The organism is Pseudomonas sp. KBN12P06040, assembly GCF_037574965.1.
Classification (GTDB): Bacteria; Pseudomonadota; Gammaproteobacteria; order Pseudomonadales; family Pseudomonadaceae; genus Pseudomonas; species Pseudomonas aeruginosa.
In genome coordinates this window covers 2,818,119-2,836,957 of sequence record NZ_JBBELS010000001.1, presented here as the reverse complement: position 1 = coordinate 2,836,957, position 18,839 = coordinate 2,818,119, and the positions used below count along the sequence as shown (strand labels likewise).

Annotated in this window: 17 protein-coding genes; 7 read left to right on the top strand and 10 right to left on the bottom strand. The window is 69.5% G+C overall.

Annotated elements, in window-relative coordinates; all coding sequences use genetic code 11:
* Positions 1 to 74 precede the first annotated feature (74 nt).
* From foxA to VQ067_RS13505, 4 genes are all read right to left on the bottom strand, one after another.
* The gene (foxA, locus tag VQ067_RS13520) at positions 75 to 2,537 is read right to left on the bottom strand and encodes a ferrioxamine receptor FoxA (RefSeq protein WP_033990986.1); all 2,463 of its coding nucleotides are present in this window, start codon (positions 2,535 to 2,537) and stop codon (positions 75 to 77) included.
* 142 nt (positions 2,538 to 2,679) lie between these two features.
* Complete coding sequence (gene foxR, locus VQ067_RS13515) at positions 2,680 to 3,666, bottom strand: anti-sigma factor FoxR (protein ID WP_033990987.1); 987 nt, start codon at positions 3,664 to 3,666, stop codon at positions 2,680 to 2,682.
* Between the two features lie 8 nt (positions 3,667 to 3,674).
* A complete protein-coding gene (locus VQ067_RS13510) occupies positions 3,675 to 4,193 on the bottom strand; it encodes a sigma-70 family RNA polymerase sigma factor (RefSeq protein WP_033990989.1) in 519 nt (172 codons plus the stop codon).
* Positions 4,194 to 4,281: 88 nt separating this feature from the next.
* Complete coding sequence (locus tag VQ067_RS13505) at positions 4,282 to 5,196, bottom strand: LysR family transcriptional regulator (RefSeq protein WP_003089777.1); 915 nt, start codon at positions 5,194 to 5,196, stop codon at positions 4,282 to 4,284.
* 124 nt (positions 5,197 to 5,320) lie between these two features.
* Here VQ067_RS13505 and gtdA point away from each other — a divergent pair, with 124 nt between their 5' ends.
* From gtdA to VQ067_RS13480, 5 genes are all read left to right on the top strand, one after another.
* Positions 5,321 to 6,382, top strand: coding sequence for a gentisate 1,2-dioxygenase (gtdA, locus tag VQ067_RS13500; protein WP_031685860.1), 1,062 nt, complete (start codon positions 5,321 to 5,323; stop codon positions 6,380 to 6,382).
* Positions 6,383 to 6,394: 12 nt separating this feature from the next.
* Positions 6,395 to 7,093 carry a fumarylacetoacetate hydrolase family protein gene (locus VQ067_RS13495; RefSeq protein WP_003131334.1) on the top strand — a complete coding sequence of 233 codons (699 nt, stop codon included), beginning with the start codon at positions 6,395 to 6,397 and terminating at the stop codon, positions 7,091 to 7,093.
* 77 nt (positions 7,094 to 7,170) lie between these two features.
* Positions 7,171 to 8,517, top strand: a complete 1,347-nt coding sequence (locus VQ067_RS13490; protein ID WP_033990991.1) for an MFS transporter — start codon at positions 7,171 to 7,173, stop codon at positions 8,515 to 8,517.
* 12 nt (positions 8,518 to 8,529) lie between these two features.
* Entirely contained in the window at positions 8,530 to 9,174 is a 645-nt protein-coding gene (maiA, locus tag VQ067_RS13485) for a maleylacetoacetate isomerase (RefSeq protein WP_003109561.1), read from the top strand.
* Positions 9,175 to 9,215: 41 nt separating this feature from the next.
* Positions 9,216 to 10,127 carry a SphA family protein gene (locus tag VQ067_RS13480; protein WP_033990993.1) on the top strand — a complete coding sequence of 304 codons (912 nt, stop codon included), beginning with the start codon at positions 9,216 to 9,218 and terminating at the stop codon, positions 10,125 to 10,127.
* Here VQ067_RS13480 and VQ067_RS13475 read toward each other — a convergent pair.
* The 4 genes from VQ067_RS13475 to dsbD all read right to left on the bottom strand — a co-directional run bounded on the left by VQ067_RS13475 (position 10,109) and on the right by dsbD (position 14,888).
* A complete protein-coding gene (locus VQ067_RS13475) occupies positions 10,109 to 11,443 on the bottom strand; it encodes a cytochrome P450 (protein WP_003109559.1) in 1,335 nt (444 codons plus the stop codon). The genes VQ067_RS13480 and VQ067_RS13475 overlap by 19 nt on opposite strands.
* A gap of 72 nt (positions 11,444 to 11,515) precedes the next feature.
* Positions 11,516 to 12,286: a thiol:disulfide interchange protein DsbG gene (gene dsbG / locus VQ067_RS13470; RefSeq protein WP_003089790.1), complete on the bottom strand. Its 771-nt coding sequence runs from the start codon at positions 12,284 to 12,286 to the stop codon at positions 11,516 to 11,518.
* A complete protein-coding gene (locus tag VQ067_RS13465; protein WP_003089792.1) occupies positions 12,283 to 13,119 on the bottom strand; it encodes a TlpA family protein disulfide reductase in 837 nt (278 codons plus the stop codon). The genes dsbG and VQ067_RS13465 overlap by 4 nt, the downstream gene beginning before the upstream one ends.
* Complete coding sequence (gene dsbD, locus VQ067_RS13460) at positions 13,119 to 14,888, bottom strand: protein-disulfide reductase DsbD (RefSeq protein WP_003109558.1); 1,770 nt, start codon at positions 14,886 to 14,888, stop codon at positions 13,119 to 13,121. Before dsbD ends, VQ067_RS13465 begins: the two co-directional genes overlap by 1 nt.
* Before the next feature lie 162 nt (positions 14,889 to 15,050).
* Here dsbD and VQ067_RS13455 point away from each other — a divergent pair, with 162 nt between their 5' ends.
* Both VQ067_RS13455 and VQ067_RS13450 read left to right on the top strand, forming a co-directional pair.
* Entirely contained in the window at positions 15,051 to 15,731 is a 681-nt protein-coding gene (locus VQ067_RS13455; protein WP_003103570.1) for a response regulator, read from the top strand.
* On the top strand, positions 15,728 to 17,050 hold the full coding sequence (locus VQ067_RS13450; protein WP_003103567.1) for an ATP-binding protein: 1,323 nt from the start codon (positions 15,728 to 15,730) through the stop codon (positions 17,048 to 17,050). Before VQ067_RS13455 ends, VQ067_RS13450 begins: the two co-directional genes overlap by 4 nt.
* 189 nt (positions 17,051 to 17,239) lie before the next feature.
* Here the strand turns inward: VQ067_RS13450 and VQ067_RS13445 are convergent, their stop codons facing one another.
* Positions 17,240 to 18,115, bottom strand: coding sequence for a c-type cytochrome (locus VQ067_RS13445; protein ID WP_033990996.1), 876 nt, complete (start codon positions 18,113 to 18,115; stop codon positions 17,240 to 17,242).
* Positions 18,112 to 18,765: a c-type cytochrome gene (locus VQ067_RS13440; RefSeq protein ID WP_003109555.1), complete on the bottom strand. Its 654-nt coding sequence runs from the start codon at positions 18,763 to 18,765 to the stop codon at positions 18,112 to 18,114. Before VQ067_RS13440 ends, VQ067_RS13445 begins: the two co-directional genes overlap by 4 nt.
* Positions 18,766 to 18,839 lie beyond the last annotated feature (74 nt).

Below are 18,839 nucleotides of genomic sequence, written 5' to 3'. Positions count from 1 at the left end.
TGCCCGGCGCGTACGTTGCGCGCCGGGCTGCTTGGCCGGTACCGCGGCGCTGGCGCCGGGGCCCGGGTGGACGGTCAGAACTGGTAGTTCACCGTCGCGGTCACGTTGCGCTTCTCGCCGAAGTAGCAGAAGTCCAGGCTGTAGCAGGACGCCACGTAGTCCTTGTCCAGCAGGTTGTTGGCATTGAGGCTGACGTCCAGGCCTTTCAGGCCGAGCTTGCCGAGGTCGTAGCCGATCCGCGCGTCGACCAGGGTGTAGTCCGGCACCCGCAAGGTGTTTTCCTTGTCCGCCCAGGTCTCGCCGACGTAGCGCGCGCCGCCGCCGATGCTCAGACCGCTGAGCGGGCCGGCGTCGAAGGCATAGTCGGCCCACAGCGAAGCCATGTGCTTGGGCGCCTGGTTCGGCGTATGGCCCTGGTTGCCGTCCAGCGACTTGGTGTAGGTGATGTCGGTGTAGGTGTAGCTGCCGAGCAGCTTCAGGTTGTCGCTGAGCTGGGTATGGGCCTCCAGTTCGAGCCCCTGGGAGCGCACTTCGCCGACCGAGGTGTAGAAGTTGTCCTGGGGCTCCTTGGAGGCGACGTTTTCCTGGGTGATATGGAACAGCGAGGCGGTGTAGAAGCTGTTGCTGCCCGGCGCCTGGAACTTCAGGCCGAGTTCCCACTGCTTGCCCTCGGTGGGCGCCAGGGGCGTGCCGGAGGCGTCGGAATAGGCGTTCGGGTTGAACGACTCGGAGTAGCTGACGTAGGGCGCCAGGCCGTTGTCGAACAGGTACAGCGCGCCGATCCGCCCGGTGAATTTCTCCCAGTCGTCGTCGGCCTTGCTGCCGGTGCTGCGGTTCTTGTCGGTGACGCTGACCCAGTCCTGGCGCAGGCCGAGCGAGAAGCGCCACTGGTCGATGTCGATCAGGTCCTGGAGGTAGACGCCGGTCTGCTCCAGGCGGCGGGTGTGGTTGTCGTCCGGGAAATAGCTGATGGCGTCGTCGCCGTAGATCGGGTTGAACGCGTCCAGCGCCGAGGCCGAGCCGGAACGCCAGTCGACCACGGTGCGCCGGCGCTGATAGTCGAGGCCGGTGAGCAGGGTGTGGCGCGCCGCGCCGGTGGCGAATTCGGCCTGCAGCATGTTGTCGACGATATACGCCTGCAGGTGCTCGCGGGCGCCGCTGAAGTAGCGGTTCAGCTTGCTCGGCTCGCTGGCGCTCCAGCCGTAGGCGTAGACCTGCGACAGGTCGACGTCGGAGTCCAGGTAGCGGAAGTTCTGCCGCGCCGACCAGACGTCGTCGATGCGTTGCTCCAGCTGGTAGCCGAACATCCGCTGGGTGCGGTCGAAGTCGTCCTTGCTCGGCTCGCCATCGAAGAACTCGCGGGAGATGTGCCGGCCGTTGTGGTGCGACAGGGTGCCGTCGGCCGGTACGCCGCCGTGGTAGCCCCCGTTGGGATCGTGTTGCAGGTAGCCTTGCAGGGTCAGGGTGGTGTCATCGCTGAAGTCGATGGCCAGGGTCGGGGCGATGGCGTAGCGCTCCTCCTTGACGTGATCGAACTGGGTGTCCGAGCCCTTGCCGAGACCGACCAGGCGGTAGGCGATGCGCTTCTCCTCGTCGAGCGGCCCGCTGAAATCGAAGCCCATCTCCTTCTGGCCCATGTTGCCGATGCTGCCGGTGATCTGGCGGTAGTCCTCGTACAACGGCTTCTTGCTGGTCAGCGCCACCAGGCCGCCCGGCAGGCTACGGCCGTAGAGCACCGAGGACGGGCCCTTGAGCACATCGATGCGTTCGAGGAAGTACGGGTCGACCTGCATCGAGCTGAAGGTGCCGCTGTCGCCCATGGCCTTGAGGCCGTCGAGGTAGATGTTGTCCACGCTGTTGTCGGCGAAGCCGCGCATCACCACGTAGTCGTAGCGGTTGGAGGCGCCGACCTGGCCGGTGAAGATGCCGGGGGTATAGCGCATCGCCTGCTGCACGGTCTTGGAGGCGGTGTCGTCGATCTGCTCGCGGGTGATCACCGAGACGGTCTGGCTGGTTTCCAGCAGCGGCTTGCTGGTCTTGGTGGCGATCTGGCTATGGGTGGCCAGGTAGCCATCGGTGCTGCCCAGGTTGTTGCCGAGGGCGAAGACTTCCACCGCCTGCATGTTCAGCACGTCGCCGTCCTTTGCCGGCGCCTCGCGCAAGACGAAGCTGCCGTCGCCCTGGTCTTCCGCTTCCAGCGGGGTGTCGGCGAGCAGCCGGGCCAGGCCCTGCTGCACGGTGAAACTGCCGCGCAACCCCTGGGAGCTGTAGCCACCGGTCTGCGCCGGAGTGGCCGATAGGGTGATGCCGGCTTCGCGGGCGAAGCGGTTGAGCACGTCACCCAACTGTCCGGCGGGGATCGCATAGGGCCGCGCCTGTTCCGCCGCCGCTTCGGCGGCCGAGGCGCAGAGCGGCGCCGCGCCGGCCGCCATGGCCAGTGACAGCAGGGCCGCGCGCACCGAACGGCTCAGGCGCGAGGCGCGGGGGAAATCGAGGGACGACGGGGCATTGCGGAGGACGACGGCGGTGGCGGTCATGAACGGGATCCGTTGGAGTCGTTGAAGGGTGTTCAATCGATAAAGCCGGACCAGTCGCGGAAAGCCGACAAAATAATGAAAATAATTTTCAGTGCGTTTCGCTCCGGGCGGAAGCAAGCGTCCACGCGGCCGCCGGCGCGACTCAGGCGGCGACCACCCTCACCCACCAGCGGGTATGCCGCTGCAGGCGCACCGGCAGGGTCCGCGCGAGCACCTGCAACAGCTTGTCGGTGTCGTCCAGGCGGTAGACCCCGGACAGGCGCAGGTCGGCGACCTCCGCGGCGCAGCCGAGGTAGCCGTTGCGGTAGCGGGCGACCTCGGCGAGGAAGTCGGCCAGGCGCATGTCGCGGGTGACGATCAGGCCATCGGCCCAGGCCACGGCGTCCATCTGCGGCCGTTCGAGGCGCCGCACGCCGTCGGCGGCGATCCGATAGCTCTGCCCCGCCTCGGCCACCGGAGCCTGCAGCGGACGCTCGCCGAAGGCATCGATGCGCACCGAACCCTCGCTGACGCTGAGACAGGTGGCGGCATCTTGCAGGCGTACGTTGAAACGGGTGCCGAGGGCCTCGAACAGCCCTTGCGCGGTACGTACCCGCAGCGGCCTGTGCGTGGGCGATTGCGTATCGGCGCCGCTGGCGAGGAAGATCTCGCCGCGGGCGAGGAGGATCAGGCGCTGGCCGGCGTCGTAGCGCACGTCGACCGCGCTGTCGGTGTTCAGTTGCAGGCGGGTGCCGTCGACCAGCTCGATACTGCGTCGCTCGCCGGTGGCGGTGCTGTAGTCGGCGCTCAGGCGCTGCCAGGGCAGGCTGTCGCGACCGACCCAGGCCACAGCGCCGCCAGCCACCAGCAGCGACAGCAGTTTCAGCGCCTGGCGCCGCTGCAGGCGCTGCGCGCTGCTGTCCAGGGTGCCGTAGGCGACCCCGCCGGGCAGCGCCTTGAAGCGTCCGTGCAGTTCTTCGTTGAGCGCGCTGACCTGCTGCCAGGCCCGCTCGTGCTCGCCGTGCTCCGCGCGCCAGGCCGCGCAGGCGCGCTGCAGGCGATCGTCGGCCGGCTGCGAGCGCAGGCGGACCAGCCAGTGGATGGCCTGCCTGACCACCGCTTCGTCGACCCTACCGCGCGTCCCGTCCACGGCTCCGCTCATTCGCCGTAGCGCAGCAGGTAGCAGTGGTACAGCGCCTCGGCCACGTAGCGCTCGACGCTACGCTGGGAAACCCCGATGCGTTCGGCGATCTGCCGGTGGCTGAGGTCTTCGCACTGGGCCAGGAGGAAGGCGGTGCGGACCTTCGGCTTGAGCCCGTCGAGCATCCGCGAGATTTCCTCCAGCAGTTCCAGCACCAGTTCCCGCGCCTCGGGCGACGGCGCCTGTGCCTCGGGCAGGTGGGCGATGCTTTCGAGGTAGGCGCGCTGCAGTTCCTCGCGACGCCAGTGGTCGATCACCAGGCCGCGGGCGATGGTCCGCAGGAACGCGCGCGGCATGCCGATCTCGCGCAGTTCGCGCTTGAGCAGGATGCGCAGGAAGGTGTCCTGGGCCAGGTCCGCCGCGTCCGCCGCGCAGCCCAGCTTGCCGCGCAACCAGTTCTGCAACCAGCCATGGTGCTCGCTGTACAGCGCATGCATGGCGCGATGGTGGGCGCTGAGAAGGATCGGGGCGGACATGGGAAAGTTGGGGCGACACATGAATGATAATGAATCGCATTGTCGAGAAGCCGCGGCCTTTTTGCAATAGCACCCGCCGGCCGGCGCCCTACTCGGCCGCCGCGCCTTCGCGCAGGCAGGCCAGCAGGTCTTCGCTGGCGCGGTCGCGATGCGGTTCGTCGCGCCAGCACATGCCCACCGCGCCCTCGCCGGGAATCTCCAGCGCCAGCCTGGCCACCAGGCCGAGCCCGGCGAGGTGCTCGACCACCCGCGCCGAGCCGATGGATAGCATGTCGCTGCCACGCAACAATTCGATGTTGGCCAGCATCGACGATGACTCCAGGCGGTAGGCCGGCGGCTGCCGGCCGCCCTGGGTCAGGGCCATGTCGAGCTTGCTGCGGATCGGCGAGCCGGGCGGCCAGACGATCCAGTCGTAGCGCCGCACGTCTTCCCAGTCCAGCGCGGCGGCCTGGGCCAGCGGGTGACCGGGCCGCGCCATCACCACGATCGCCTCGCTGTAGAGCACCTCGCAGCGCAGGCTGGCGCGCGGCGCATAGTTGTCCAGGCGCCCCACCACCACATCGAGCTGGCGTTTCTCCAGCCGTTCGAGAAGGCCGTTCATGGTGCCTTCGAGCAGTTCCACCTGGGCCCCGGGGTAGCGTCCGAGGAACGCCCGCAATGCGCGCGGCACCAGGCTCGGCGCGGAGGCCGGCGACGTGCCGAGGAGCACCCGGCTGCCGCTGCCGCTGCGCATCGCCTCGAGGTTCTGCCGCGCCCGCTCCATCTCGGTGAGCACGCGCTGGGCGTGGTTGAACAGGGTCATGCCGTAGGGCGTCGGGCGCAGGCCGCGGGCGTGGCGCTCGAACAGCGGCGCGCCGACGTCCTCCTCCAGTTCCTTGAGCCACTTCGACAGGCCCGGTTGGGTGGTGTGTGCGGCCCGGGCGGTGCCGCTGAGGTTGCCGGTCTCCATCAGGCTGACCAGCAGTTGCAGGTGTTGCAGGCGCAGGCGGCGGGTCCAGTCCATCGCAAGCCATCCTCGAATACGTATAGGTCGATGTCTAAATATCATTATTCGGTTATGCCTTCACCTCGAATAATGACTACCAGACCGAGGCGGCCCCGCCTCCTCCCGCCGGAGATTCATCGGTATGCATAACGACAATTCCACCGAGAAGCGCGCCGACTTCTATCGCCGCATCCGCCAGCAGCACCTCACCCCGCTCTGGGAAGCCCTGCACAGCCTGGTCCCGGCGCAACCCGCCGGCGGCTGCCAGGCGGCGCTGTGGCGCTATCGCGAACTGCGCCCGTTCCTGCTCGAGGCAGGCGACCTGATCAGCGCCGAGGAAGCGGTGCGCCGCGTGCTGGTGCTGGAGAACCCGGACCTTCCCGGCCAGTCGGCGATCACCCCGAGCCTCTACGCCGGCCTGCAACTGATCCTGCCGGGCGAGATCGCCCCCAGCCACCGGCACACCCAGTCGGCCCTGCGCTTCGTCGTCGAGGGCTACGGCGCCTACACCTCGGTGGACGGCGAACGCACCCGCATGGAGCCGGGCGACTTCATCATCACCCCGTCCTGGACCTGGCACGACCACGGCAACCGCGCCGCCGCGGAAGGCGGCGAGCCGGTGGTCTGGCTGGACGGCCTGGACATCCCGATGCTGCGTTTCTTCGGCGCCACCTTCGCCGAAAACCATGATGAACCGGTACAGCCGTTGCGACGTGGCGAAGGCGACAGCCTCGCCCGCTACGGCAGCAACATGCTGCCGCTGCGCCATCAGCCGACGACGCCGACCTCGCCGCTGTTCAGTTACCCCTACACGCGCAGCCGCGAGGTCCTCGAGCGCCTGGCGCGCCTCGAACGGCCCGATCCCTGGGAAGGCCACAAGCTGCGCTACGTCAACCCGGCCACCGGCGGCTGGGCCATGCCGACCATCGCCACCTGCCTGCAACTGCTGCCGGCCGGCTTCCTCGGCCAACCCGCGCGCAGCACCGACGCCAGCGTCTATTCGGTGGTGGAAGGCAGCGGCGTGGCGCAAATCGGCGGCCGGCGCTTCGCCTTCGAGGCCAAGGATCTGTTCGTCGTGCCCTCCTGGGCCGAGCTGCGCCTGGAAGCCGGCGCCACCGACTGCGTGCTGTTCAGTTTCTCCGACCGTCCTGTGCAGCAGGCGCTCGGCATCCTCCGCGAATCCCGCGAACCCCTCGCCCACTGAAGGACCCGTCCCATGAGCCATCTCTTCGCGCCCGAAGCGCCCGTCAGCCTCACCATCCATGGCAGCGACCAGACCTTCCCGGTGCGGCGGGTCTACTGCGTCGGCCGCAACTACGCCGCCCACGCCCGGGAAATGGGCTTCGATCCCGAGCGCGAGCCGCCGTTCTTCTTCTGCAAGCCGGCCGACGCGGTGGTCCCGGTCGCCGCCGGCAGCACCCTGGAGCTGGCCTACCCGAGCCAGACCGGCAACTACCACTACGAGATCGAACTGGTGGCGGCGATCGGCAAGGGCGGCTGCGACATCCCCCTGGAGCAGGCCGAGCAACACGTCTGGGGCTACGCGGTGGGCCTGGACATGACCCGCCGCGACCTGCAGATGCGCATGCGCGAGATGGGCCGGCCCTGGGAGATCGGCAAGGCCTTCGACCGCTCGGCGCCGATCGGCCCGCTCTACCCTGCCAGCCAGGTCGGCCATCCGCGCCACGCCGCCATCAGCCTCCAGGTCGACGGCGAGGATCGCCAGCGCAGCGACATCGACCAGTTGATCTGGTCGGTGGCGGAAACCGTCAGCTACCTGTCGCGCTTCTTCGAGCTGCGCCCCGGCGACCTGGTCTTCACCGGCACCCCGGAAGGCGTCGGCGCGGTCGAGCGCGGCGAGCGGATGCTCGGCGCCATCGACGGCCTCGGCGAACTCAGCGTCCGCGTGGTCTGACCCACCGCCCGCGCACGGCGCGGGCCCACCCTGCCCTTCATCCGGGCTGTCGCCACGGCGACGGCCGAGGAACGCTCATGCCTACGCCCGACAAGAACAACAAGATCGACGTCCAGGCCTTCATCGATGCGCAGGCGGTTTCCGCCTTCCAGTTGCGAGTCCTGTCGCTGTGCTTCCTGATCGTCGCCATGGACGGATTCGACACCGCCGCCATCGGCTTCATCGCCCCGGCCCTGGCCCACGACTGGCAACTGAGCCCGGCGCAACTCAGCCCGATCCTCGGCGCCGCGCTGGCCGGCCTGGCCCTCGGCGCCTTCGCCGCCGGCCCGCTGGCCGACCGTTTCGGACGCAAGAGCATGCTCCTGCTCTCGGTGCTGTTCTTCGGCGGCTGGAGCCTTGCCTCGGCCTACGCCGGTTCGGTGGAAACCCTGGCCCTTCTGCGCTTTCTCACCGGCCTCGGCCTGGGCGGGGCGATGCCCAACGCGATCACCCTGACCTCCGAATACTGCCCGCGCCGGCACCGCGCGCTGATGGTCACCGCGATGTTCTGCGGCTTCACCCTCGGCTCGGCGCTGGGCGGCCTGCTCGCCGCGCGGATGGTCCCGGCGCTGGGCTGGGAAAGCGTGCTGCTGCTCGGCGGCGGCCTGCCCCTGGCGAGCCTGCCGCTGCTCTGGGCATGCCTGCCGGAGTCGGTGCGCTTCCTCGCCCGCCGCGCACCGGACGCGGCGCGCCTGCGGCGCATCCTCGAACGCCTGGGGCGCCTGCCCGACGGCTGGGCCGGGCGCCTCGAACTGCCCGCCGACGAGTCCGACGGCACCTCGCCCCTGCGGCAGATCCTCGGCGCCGAGCTGCGCGGCGGCACCCTGCTGCTCTGGGCCACCTTTTTCATGGGCCTGCTGATCATCTACCTGCTGACCAACTGGCTGCCGACGCTGATCGGCGGCACCGGCTTCAGTCTCGGCGAGGCGGCGACGATCAGCGCCATGTTCCAGCTCGGCGGCACCCTCGGCGCACTCCTCCTGGGCAGCGCCATGGATCGCTTCGACGCGCACCGGGTGCTGAGCCTGGCCTACGTCGGCGGCGCCCTGTTCATCCTCGGCATCGCCAGCCTCTACCACAGCTTCGCCCTGCTGGCGCTGTGCGTCGCCGGCGTCGGTTTCTGCATCAGCGGCTCGCAGGTCGGCGCCAACGCCCTGGCCGCCGATTTCTATCCGACCCGCAGCCGCGCCACCGGGGTCAGCTGGGCCCTCGGCCTGGGCCGCATCGGCTCGATCGTCGGCTCCCTCAGCGGCGGCGCCCTGCTCGGCCTGGGCCTTGGCTTCAGCGGCATCCTCGCCCTGCTGGTGATCCCGGCGCTGCTCGCCGCCGTGGCCGTGCATCGCCTGGGCCGGCGCCGGGCCAGGCCTTCTTCCGTCACTCTCTGAACAGGACTTCCCATGCAGCTCTACAGCTTCTTCAACAGCTCCACGTCCTATCGGGTGCGTATCGCATTGGCCCTGAAAGGTCTGGATTACCAGGTAGTGCCGGTCAACCTGCGGCAGGGCGAGCAACTGCGCCCGGCCGACCGCCAGCGCAACCCGATGGGCGCGCTGCCGACCCTGGTCGACGCCGACGGCCGTCGGTTCAGCCAGTCGCTGGCGATCATCGACTACCTCGACGCCGTGCAGCCCGAACCGCGCCTGATCCCTCTCGACCCACTGCATCGCGCCCAGGCGCTGGAACTGGCCCTGCTGGTGGCCTGCGACATCCATCCGCTGAACAACGTGCGGGTGCTCAAGTACCTGACCCAGGTCCTCGGCATAGACGCCGAGGACCGCCAGCGCTGGTACGCGCACTGGGTCGCCGAGGGCCTGGCGGCGGCGGAGACCCTGCTGAACCGACACCGTCGCGGCGCCTTCTTCGCCGGCACCGCAGCGGGCATCGTCGAGTGCTGCCTGGTGCCGCAACTGGCCAACGCCCGGCGCATGGGCTGTGTCCTGGCGCCCTACCCGGCGTTGCTCGAACTGGAGGGGCGCTGCCTGGCGCTCGAAGCCTTCCAGCGCGCCAGCCCCGAGCGCCAGCCCGACTACCTCCCGGACTGACGCGCTGCCCCGTGGAAAACAACAACAAGAAGGACACGCCCATGACCACCCGCATCCGGGCCAGCCTGCTGACCCTGCCCCTGCTGCTGCCCTCGTTCCAGGCTATCGCCGCGCTGCCGGGGATGAATCTCGGCCAGACCTCCTTCCTCGACGGCAAGGCCCTGCCCGGCACGCTGTTCCAGCAGTTCGTGAATATCTACGAGGCCGACGACTTCATGGACGCCAACGGTCACCGGCGCCCGCTCGACAATCGCCTGCGCACCCTGCTCGCCACCAGCCACTTCGCCCACATCAGCCAGCACCAGCTGTTCGGCGCCTACTACGGCGCGGAAATCCTCGTCCCGGTGCTGCTCGCCGATCCCGACTTCGAACCCCACGCTGGCAGCGCCAACGGCCTCGGCAACCTGATCGTCAGTCCGTTCATCCTGCAATGGCCACAGACCGAGCTGTTCGGCCGGCCCTACTGGCAGCGCCTGAACCTCGCCTTCCAGTTACCCACCGGGCGCTATGACAGGCATCGGGCGATCAATCCCGGCAGCAACCACTGGAGCTTCAACCCGCACTACGCGCTGACTTGGGAATTCGCCGAAGGCTGGGAAGCCAGCGCTCGCCTGCAGTACCTGTTGCCGGGCAAGAATCGCGACCCGGCGCCGCCGTTGGCCGACGACTACCTGCAACCGGGCCAGGCGTTCCACGCCAACTACTCGGTATCGCTGGCGCTGGATGCGCATTGGCGGCTCGGGTTGTCCGGCTACAGCCTGCGACAGATCACCGACGAGCGGGTCGACGGGCACGACCGCCCGGACTCCCGCGAGCGGGTCGATGCCATCGGCCCGGCGCTGATGTTCGGCTGGGGCAAGTCGCGGCTGTTCCTCAACGCCTATCACGAATACGGCGCACGCAACCGCAGCGAGGGCAGCCGGCTGATCCTGCGCTACTCGCAGGTCTTCTGAGCGTCGCCTTCCGGGACGATCGGCAAGCGCTCCAGGGTGCGGAACACCGAGCTGCGCCGCCAGCGCAGGTCCGTCGGTTCCGAGGCCAGGGCGAAACGGCGACGCACCAGGCCGCGCAATGCGCATTGCAATTCGAGCCGGGCCAGGTACGCGCCCAGGCAGTAGTGCGGACCATGGGCGAAGGCCACGTGCTGCTTGGCGTTCGCTCGCTGCAATTGCAGACGGTCGGGGGCGGCGAACATCTCCGGGTCGCGGTTCGCCGCGAGGAAGCTCAGCCAGACCTTCTCTCCAGGCGGAATCCGCTGGCCGCCGATCTCCACCTCCTCCAGGGTGCAACGCACGCCGCCGCGCACCGCGCCGTCGAAGCGCAGCAGTTCCTCCACCGCGTTCGCCACCAGCTCCGGGCACCGCCGCAGCAGATCGAGCTGGTCGGGATGGGTGAGCAGCGCCAGCGTAGCGTTGCCGACCATGCTGATGGTGGTTTCGAACGCGGCCATGAACACCATGGCATAGGCCGCCACCAGGTCCTCGAGGCCCAGTCCGGCCTCCAGCATCGCGGCGCCGTCGAGGATGCTCGGCGCTGCGCCGGGCGGCGGGCGCGAAGAGCCATCGCTCCAGCCGCGCGCCTGGCGTTGCAGGTAGTCGCTGAAGGCGGCCGCGCTGCGGTTGATCTGCCCGGCATCGCCGTGGCTGGCGGCGAGATCGAGCCCGGCGGCCAGGTCGCGGCCCCAGGGCAGCAGTTGCCCGGTGTCTTCGCGGGGAAAGCCGAACAGCTCGGCGGCCACCCGGATCGTCAGCGGTTCGGCGAAGTCCCTGAGCAGATCGGGCTCGCGGCGCTCCAGCAAGCTGTCGAGGAGCTCTTCCACCAGCGCCTCGATGCACGCCTCCCAGCGGCGCACGGCGTCGGGGCCGAAGGCCGGAGCGAACAGCCTGCGCAGGCGGGTGTGCCGCGGCGCGTCGTTGAACAGCATGAAGTTGTCGTAGAAGCGCGCCAGCGGTTGCAATTGCTGGTGGCCGAACCAGCTGGCGCCGCCCTGGCGGACGCCGGCGGCGCCAAGGCGAGCGGGGTCGGCGGAGAAACGGCGGTCGCGCAGGCACGCCGAGACATCGGCATAGCGACTGATCCACCAGATCGAGGCCTGGTCGCGGCAGACCGGCGCACGGGAGCGGATCAGCCGCAACAGCGGATAGGGATCGGCGACGAAGTCGGGATGGTAGGTGTGGATGTCGAAACCGTCGCTCCGCGGAGCGAGCGCCGGACGCTGAGCGTCATGGCGCGGCTGCGCGCTGCCTTCCTCGCTGAATGCGTCGTCCATGGCCCTTGCTCCGCTGGGTTGGCGTAACGCAGGGAGTATAGATGGCCGGCGGCTCGGCGCCGGCCCGGAGGATCAGCGCGGACCGAGGATCTCCGCCAACTGGTCCGGCTGCGGCGCGCCCTGTTGCTGCTGCATGCGCCCCTCGGCATTGAGATAGAAGATCGCCGGGGTCGCCGCGGCGCCCATCGACTCCATCAGTTCCATGTTGCCGGCGAGCTGCTTGCGCACCGCCGCCGGGATCTTCGCCAGCGGCTTCAGGGTGCTGGCCTTGCCCGCCTGCTCATGGTCGTGCAGGGCCTTCTGCGGGTCCTTGCTGGCCAGCAGCGCAGCGGACTTGGCTTCGCTGTCCTCGCGAATGATGCCGACCATGATATGCCGCAACTGCACCTTGCCGGCATCCACCCAGGGTCGCGCCTGCTCCCAGAACATGGTGCAGTACGGGCAGTTCGGGTCGCTGAACAGGTAGACCACGCGCGGCGCGTCGGCACGGCCATCGGCGATCCAGGCGCTCTGCTCCATCTTCTGCCACATTTCCTTGGCCAGCGGCGCATACACCAGGCGCTCCAGCGGTTCGCGGCTGAGGTCCTTGCCCTGGGCGTCGAACAGGTGGCCGGTGAGTACGTGCTTGCCGTCGGGCGTCAGGTACAGCGCCATGCCCTGGTTCTGGTATTCGGCGGCGTAGCCGCGCAGGCCATCCGGGGCGTCGAAGCTGCCGAGGATGCGGGCGCCCTTCTCCTGGACCATGCGGATCGGCGCCGGCAGCTCCTCCGCCGCCGTGGCCAGGCCGGCGTTGAGGAGGGTCAGGCCCAGGCCAAGGGTGATCAGGTTGCGCGGCAGTCTCATTCGGAACTCCTGGTTGCGGGGGCGGCAGCGGCCGGCTCGAAGGCTTCGAGGTAGCGCGCCAGGCTGCCGCGGGACAGTTCGCCGAGATGGCTGCCCAGCAGGCGGCCCTCGGCGGTGTAGAAAACGGTGGTGGGCAAGGCGACCGAGCCGACCTGCTGGCCAAGCTGCCCGCCGTTGTCGAACAGCAGGTTGTCCAGGCGCAGGTTCTCGCCCTGGAGGAAATGGCGCACGGTCTCGGCGCTCTCGCCCTGGTTGGCGAAGAGGAACACCACGTCGGGATTCTCCGCCTGAGCCTGTTGCAGCACCGGCATCTCGCGCCGACACGGCGGGCACCAACTGGCCCAGAGGTTGATCACCAGCGGGCGGCCCCGGAAATCGGCCAGTTGCACCGACTCGCCGGCGGCGTTGCGCAGGCTCAGTTCGGGCAGGCGCGTACCGCGCTCGTAGATGCCCAGGCCCAGGCTGCCAAGCAGCCAGAACGCCAGCCCGAGGCTGGCGCCGACACCCAGCGAGCGACGTAGCGCCGGTCGCCGCCAGGCCCAGAACAGCGCGCCGAGCACAGCGGCGAGCAGGCCTGGCCAGGCGAGGAAACCGCCATCGCGGATATCCAGCATCTGTGCGAAGTCGCCGCGGTACTGCGGCCAGTAGCGCACCACGAAAGCCAGGCGCGCCACCAGCAGGCCGAGCAACAACAGGTTGAACAGCACCGGCTCGGCGTTGCGCCCGCCACCGCGCGCCGCCAGCCAACCACCGAGCAGCGCGGCGCCGAGGGCGAGGAACAGCAGCAGGTGTTGCAGCGAGACCACCAGCGGCCCCAGGGAAAAACTCAGCATCAGCCGCGCTCCCGGGTCGCCTGCCAATGGGCGAGGAAGCCGCCGGCGTCGACTTCGCCGGTCAACCGGCGCGCGCGGCGCTCCTCGCCTTCCGGACCGATCCAGATCAGGCTCGGCGGGCCGGGTACCTGGTAGCGGCGCAGCAGCTCGCGGCTGGCGGCGTTGTCCGCGGTCACGTCGAGCCGCAGCAGGCGCACGCCCTGCAGGGCGGCGAGCACATCGGGTTTGGCGAACACCTGTTTCTCCATGATCCGGCAGGACACGCACCAGTCAGCGTAGTAGTCGAGCAGCACCCATTGTCCCTCGGCCTTGGCCGCAGCCAACTGACGGTCCAGCTCGGCCGGCTGGCTGACCGTGAGGAACGCCTCATGCGCGCTGGCCGTCGGCGTAGCGCCCCGGTTCGCCGCCGCATACACCTGTAGCGGACGCCAGGGGTCGTCTGCCCCGGCCGCGGCGCCCAGCAGCATCGCCGCGCCCCAGAGACCGAAGATGCAGCCCGCCGCGCCGAACAGCACCGCGTGCCGTGCCAGGCCTCGCGCCGTGTGCAGCGCGGCGTAGGCCAGGACCAGCAGCAACGCGCCGCCAAGGCCGATCCACAGCGCCTCGCCGAGCAGCGGACGCAGGAGTATCCAGGCGGTGCCGAGGAAAAGGAAGCCGAACACGCCCTTGACCAGGTTCATCCAGGGACCGGGCTTGGGCAGGAAGCGGCTGCCGACCGTCACCAGCAGCAACAGCGGCATGCCGATGCCGAGGCCCAGGCTGAACAGCACCAGGCCGCCATGCAGGGCATTGCCGGTCTGCGCGATATAGAGCAAGGCGCCGGCCAGCGGCGCGGTCATGCACGGCCCCACCAGCAGCCCGGACAACGCGCCGAGCGCGGCCGCGCCGGCCAGGCTGCCGCCCTTGCGGCCGCGACTGAGACCGTCGAGGCGGTCGCGCAGGGCCGCCGGCAGTTGCAGTTCGAAGAAGCCGAACATCGGCAGCGCGAGGAACACGAACAGCGCGGCGAAGCTGCCCAGCAGCCACGGCTGTTGCAGCCAGGCCTGCAGGTTGCCGCCAAGCAGCGCCGCGACCACCCCGAGTCCAGCGTAGACCAGCGCCATGCTCAGCACGTAGCTACCGGCCAGCAGCAGGCCGCGACGAGGGCCGGCGCCGCTGCCGACCACCAGCCCGGCGAGGATCGGCAGCATCGGCAGCGAACAGGGAGCGAACGCCAGCAGCAGGCCGAGGCCGAAGAACAGCAACAGGCTCCAGGCCAGGTTGCCGGCCTGCAGGCTGCCGGCCAGGCCCTGGTCCTCGGCGACTTCGCCGCTCGTCCCGGCGACGGCGGCGGCAGGGCCGGTACCGCCCAGGTCGAGCGCCTGGCTCTGCGGCGGATAGCACAGGCCGGCGTCGGCGCAGCCCTGCCAGCCCAGGCGCAGTTGTCCGGCGGCGGCCGCCGGCAGGGTCAGTTCCAGGCTCTGGCGATAGACCTGCGACTCGCCGAAGAACTCGTCGCTGTGGCTTTCGCCCGGCGGCAGCTGCGGCTGCAAGGCCGGGTCGAGTCCGTCGAAGCGCAGGCGCTTCTGGTACAGGTAGTAGCCCGGCGCGATCTGCCAGCGCAGTTGCACCTGGCCGTCGTCGAGGCGCTCCCAGGTGAAGCGGAAGGCTTTCTCCACCGGCAGGAAATCCGTCTGCGTCGCGCCGCGCGGCGCGAACAGGTCGTCGCCCGGTTGCGCCTGGGACAGGCCCGGCAGCAGGAGCATCAGGAGCAGGATCAACACACGCATGGATAACGCCTTCTACGATGAACTCGGCGGCAGCATGGCCAGCGACGATTAACAGGCCGTTAACGCGGCCACGGGAAAACCCCGGCGACGCGCCGGGCGGGGCATAATCCTGGCTTAATTCGCCCGCTTCAGACTCCTATCCCTTTAACCAGCGATACCGCCATGCATGTACTGCTCACCGAAGACGACGACCTGATCGCCAGCGGCATCGTCGCCGGCCTCAACGCCCAGGGCCTGACAGTGGACCGGGTGGCCAGCGCCGCCGATACCCAGGCGCTGCTCCAGGTGGCGCGCTTCGACGTGCTGGTCCTCGATCTCGGCCTGCCCGACGAGGACGGCCTGCGCCTGCTGCAACGCCTGCGCCAGCAGGGCGTCGACCTGCCGGTGCTGGTGCTGACCGCGCGCGACGCGGTGACCGACCGGGTCGCCGGGTTGCAGGCCGGCGCCGACGACTACCTGCTCAAGCCCTTCGACCTGCGCGAACTCGGCGCCCGCCTGCATACCTTGCAACGGCGCTCCGCCGGGCGCTGCGTCAACGTCATCGAACACGGTCGCCTCAGCTACGATCCGAGCACCCGCGAAACCTGGCTCGACGGTCGCCCCGTGGAGCTGTCGCGACGCGAACAGGCGCTGTTGCAGGCATTGCTCAACAACCGCGGGCGGATCCTCAGCGGCGAGCAGCTCAAGGACAGCGTCTATGGCTTCGGCGACGAGGTCGAGAGCAACGCCCTCAACGTCCACATCCATCACCTGCGGCGCAAGCTCGGCAACGCCATCGTGCAGACCGTGCGCGGCCTCGGCTACCGCCTCGGGCCGGCGCGCGGCGACGGAGACGACGCATGAGCCTGCGCCTGCGCCTGACCCTGATCCTCGGCTCGGCCTTCATCCTGCTCTGGTCGCTGGCCGCGGCCTGGATGCTCTGCGACCTGCGCGGGCAGATGATGCGCTCCTTCGACCAACGCCTGGCGGCCTCGGCGCGGATGGTCGCCGGCCTGCTCCAGCAGTTGCCGCAGCCGCAGCCGGCGGACGGCCAGACCACGCGCCTGAGCGCGGAGCAACTGGGGATTCCCAACGGCATGGCCTGCCAGGTCAGCTCATTGCGCGGCGAAGTCCTGGCGCAGAGCCATGCCACCCCGGAGCGGGCGCTGGACAGCACCGCCAGCGGCTTCCGCGACCAGGAAATCAACGGCGTGCTGTGGCGCAGCTTCACCGTGCAGGCCGGCGACCTGCGGGTCAGCACCGCCGACCGCCTGGAAGAGCGCGACGTGCTGCAACGCTCGGTGGTGGTGGCCGCCGCGGTGCCGGTGACGGTCGCCCTGCTCGGCAGCCTGGCCCTGCTCTGGCTCGGCGCCGGCCAGGGCCTGGCGCCGCTCAAGCGGATTCGCGACGCCCTCACCCGGCGCGGCGCCGACTCGCTGGAGCCACTGGAGCTGGCGGCCCTGCCGAGCGAACTGAAGCCGCTGGTGGAAACCCAGAACCAGTTGTTCCAGCGCATCGCCCAGGCCATCGAACGCGAGCGACGCCTGACCGGCGATGCCGCCCACGAACTGCGCAGCCCGCTGACCGCGATCAAGACCCACCTGCAGGTCGCGCGCATGACCGAGGGCGCCGCCGCCGAGCAGGCCCTGGCCCACGCCGAGGAAGGCGCCGACCGTCTGCACCGGACGCTGGACCAGTTGTTGCTGCTGGCGCGGGTGGAAGGCAGCCTGTCGTTCGACGACGGCGTGCAGTGCAGCGCCGAGGACGCCGCCCGGGTGGCCATGCACGACGCCGGCCACGGCGACGTGCGGATGTTCGAACTGAAGCTGGCCGACGGCTTGTCCGAGGCGCCGCTGGAAGTCCCCTCGGTGCTGGCCATCGCCGCGCTGCGCAACCTGCTGGACAACGCCCTGCGCCACACCGCCGCCGGCACCCGGGTGGAGCTGGCGGTGGAAACCGCGCAAGGCTGCGCGCGCTTCCACGTCCGCGACCACGGTCCGGGCATCGCCGAAACCGACCTGCCGCACCTCACCCGGCGCTTCTGGCGCCACGGCAAGAGCGGCGGCAGCGGGCTCGGCCTGGCCATCGTCCAGGCCATCGTGCAACGCTGCCAATGCCGGCTGGACTTCGACAGCCGCGCGGACGGCCTGCGGGTGACGCTGGAAATGCCGCTGCGCGAGTGATGCGCGGGCACCACGCGCCCCACCCACTCGCCAACCGACTCCGTAGGGCGAATAGCCGCCCCGCGGCTATCCGCCGGACCCAGGCCCAGGCATCGGCGGATAACGCCGCTGGCGTTATCCGCCCTACCCAGGCGCCGACCTGCTTCCGCCGGACCGGGTCTCCGTCCTGCGGACGCCAGGCCACGAGGGTCAGATTCCCTGTCCCAGCAGCACGCCGTTGACCTTCTGTCCGTACAGGTTGACGCCGTCGTTGGCATGGAACTTCTGCCGCGTCTTCTCCACCGAACCGTCCACCAGGCGCGGGTCCTGCGGGCGCTCGTGGCTGTTCATGAAGGCGGCGACGTCCCAGGCGTCGCGGTCGCTGAGGGTACCGGGCTTGCCCAACGGCATGTTGTACTTGATGAAGGAAGCCGCGGTGTTGATGCGGTGCATGCCCGCGCCCCAGTTGAACGACTGCGCGCCCCACAGCGGTGGGAACACCGCCTGCCCCAGAGCCATCTGGCCCTGGCCGTCGGCGCCGTGGCAGATCGCGCACTGCGCGGCATAGACCTTGGCGCCGCGCTCGATGCTGTAGCCGCCTTCCGGCGGGGCCACGTCCGGATAGCCGCGTCCGGGCAGGCTGACCCCGGTCGGCGCCTGGCTCGCCAGCCAATAGGCGTAGACGGTCAGGGCCTTGATCTCCGGGCTGTCGGCCGCCGGCACCTTGCCGTTCATGCTGAACTGGAAGCAGCCCTGCAGGCGCTCGGCGAACGTATTGACCTTGTTGTTCTTGGCGCGGAACGCCGGATAGACCGGGTAGGCCGCCCACTGCGGCGCGGAGTTGGCCCGGCGGCCCTGGTCGAGATGGCAGTTGACACAGTTGAGCTGGTTGCCGACCAGATGCGGCGCGTTCTTCCGGGTTTCCACGAACAACGCCTGGCCCTGGCGGACCATTTCGCCGAAGGCGTTGTCCGGGAGGCTGCTTTCCGCCGGCGGCTGGAACGGCTCCGAGGGCGCCGTTGCCGCGTGGACGGGAGCGACCAGCAGGCCGGCGACGACCAGGGAAAGGATCGACGGCATGTTCATGGCTGGCCTCCTGCCTGACCGAGGGTGGCGAAGAACTGGCTGACGCTGCGGATCTCCTCTTCGCTGAGGGATTTGGCGATATGTCCCATCAGATCGTTCGGGTCGTTGCGGCGAGTGCCAAGCTGCCAGGCGCGCAACTGGTTGCTCAGGTACATCTCGCCCTGCCCCTGCAACGGCGGGAAGGCCTCCCCCACGCCGCTGCCGGCCGGACCGTGACAGGTCACGCACTCGGGAATGTTGCGCTCCCAGGCGCCACGCACCGCCAGGGTCTCGCCGGGGCTGCGCGGGGTGGCCACGCGCGACAGCTCCACCGGCTTGGGCGCCGGCATTGCCGCGAGGGTATTGGCGAGCGCCTGGATCTCGTCGTCGCCGAGAGCATCGGCTATGCCCTTCATCACCGGGTGCTCGCGACTGCCGCCCTGCTTGAGGTCGTGCAGCTGCTTGCTCAGGTAGGTGGCGGGAAGGCCCGCCAGGCGCGGAAAGCCGGCGGCGGCCAGGCCCATGCCATCGGCGCCGTGGCAGGTGACGCAGGCCGCGGCGGCCGGGTTGGCGCCGCCCTGTGTGTAGAGTTTCTGGCCGTCGACGGCGGCCTGGGCCGTCGCCGCCAGCAAGGCGGTCAATGAAAACAGCAGTCGGTGTGCAACCGGCATGGCAGGGTTCCTCTCTGGCTTATTGTTTTTAGTTCTAAGTTTAGAACCAAAAAACCTATCGCCGAAAGACCCTA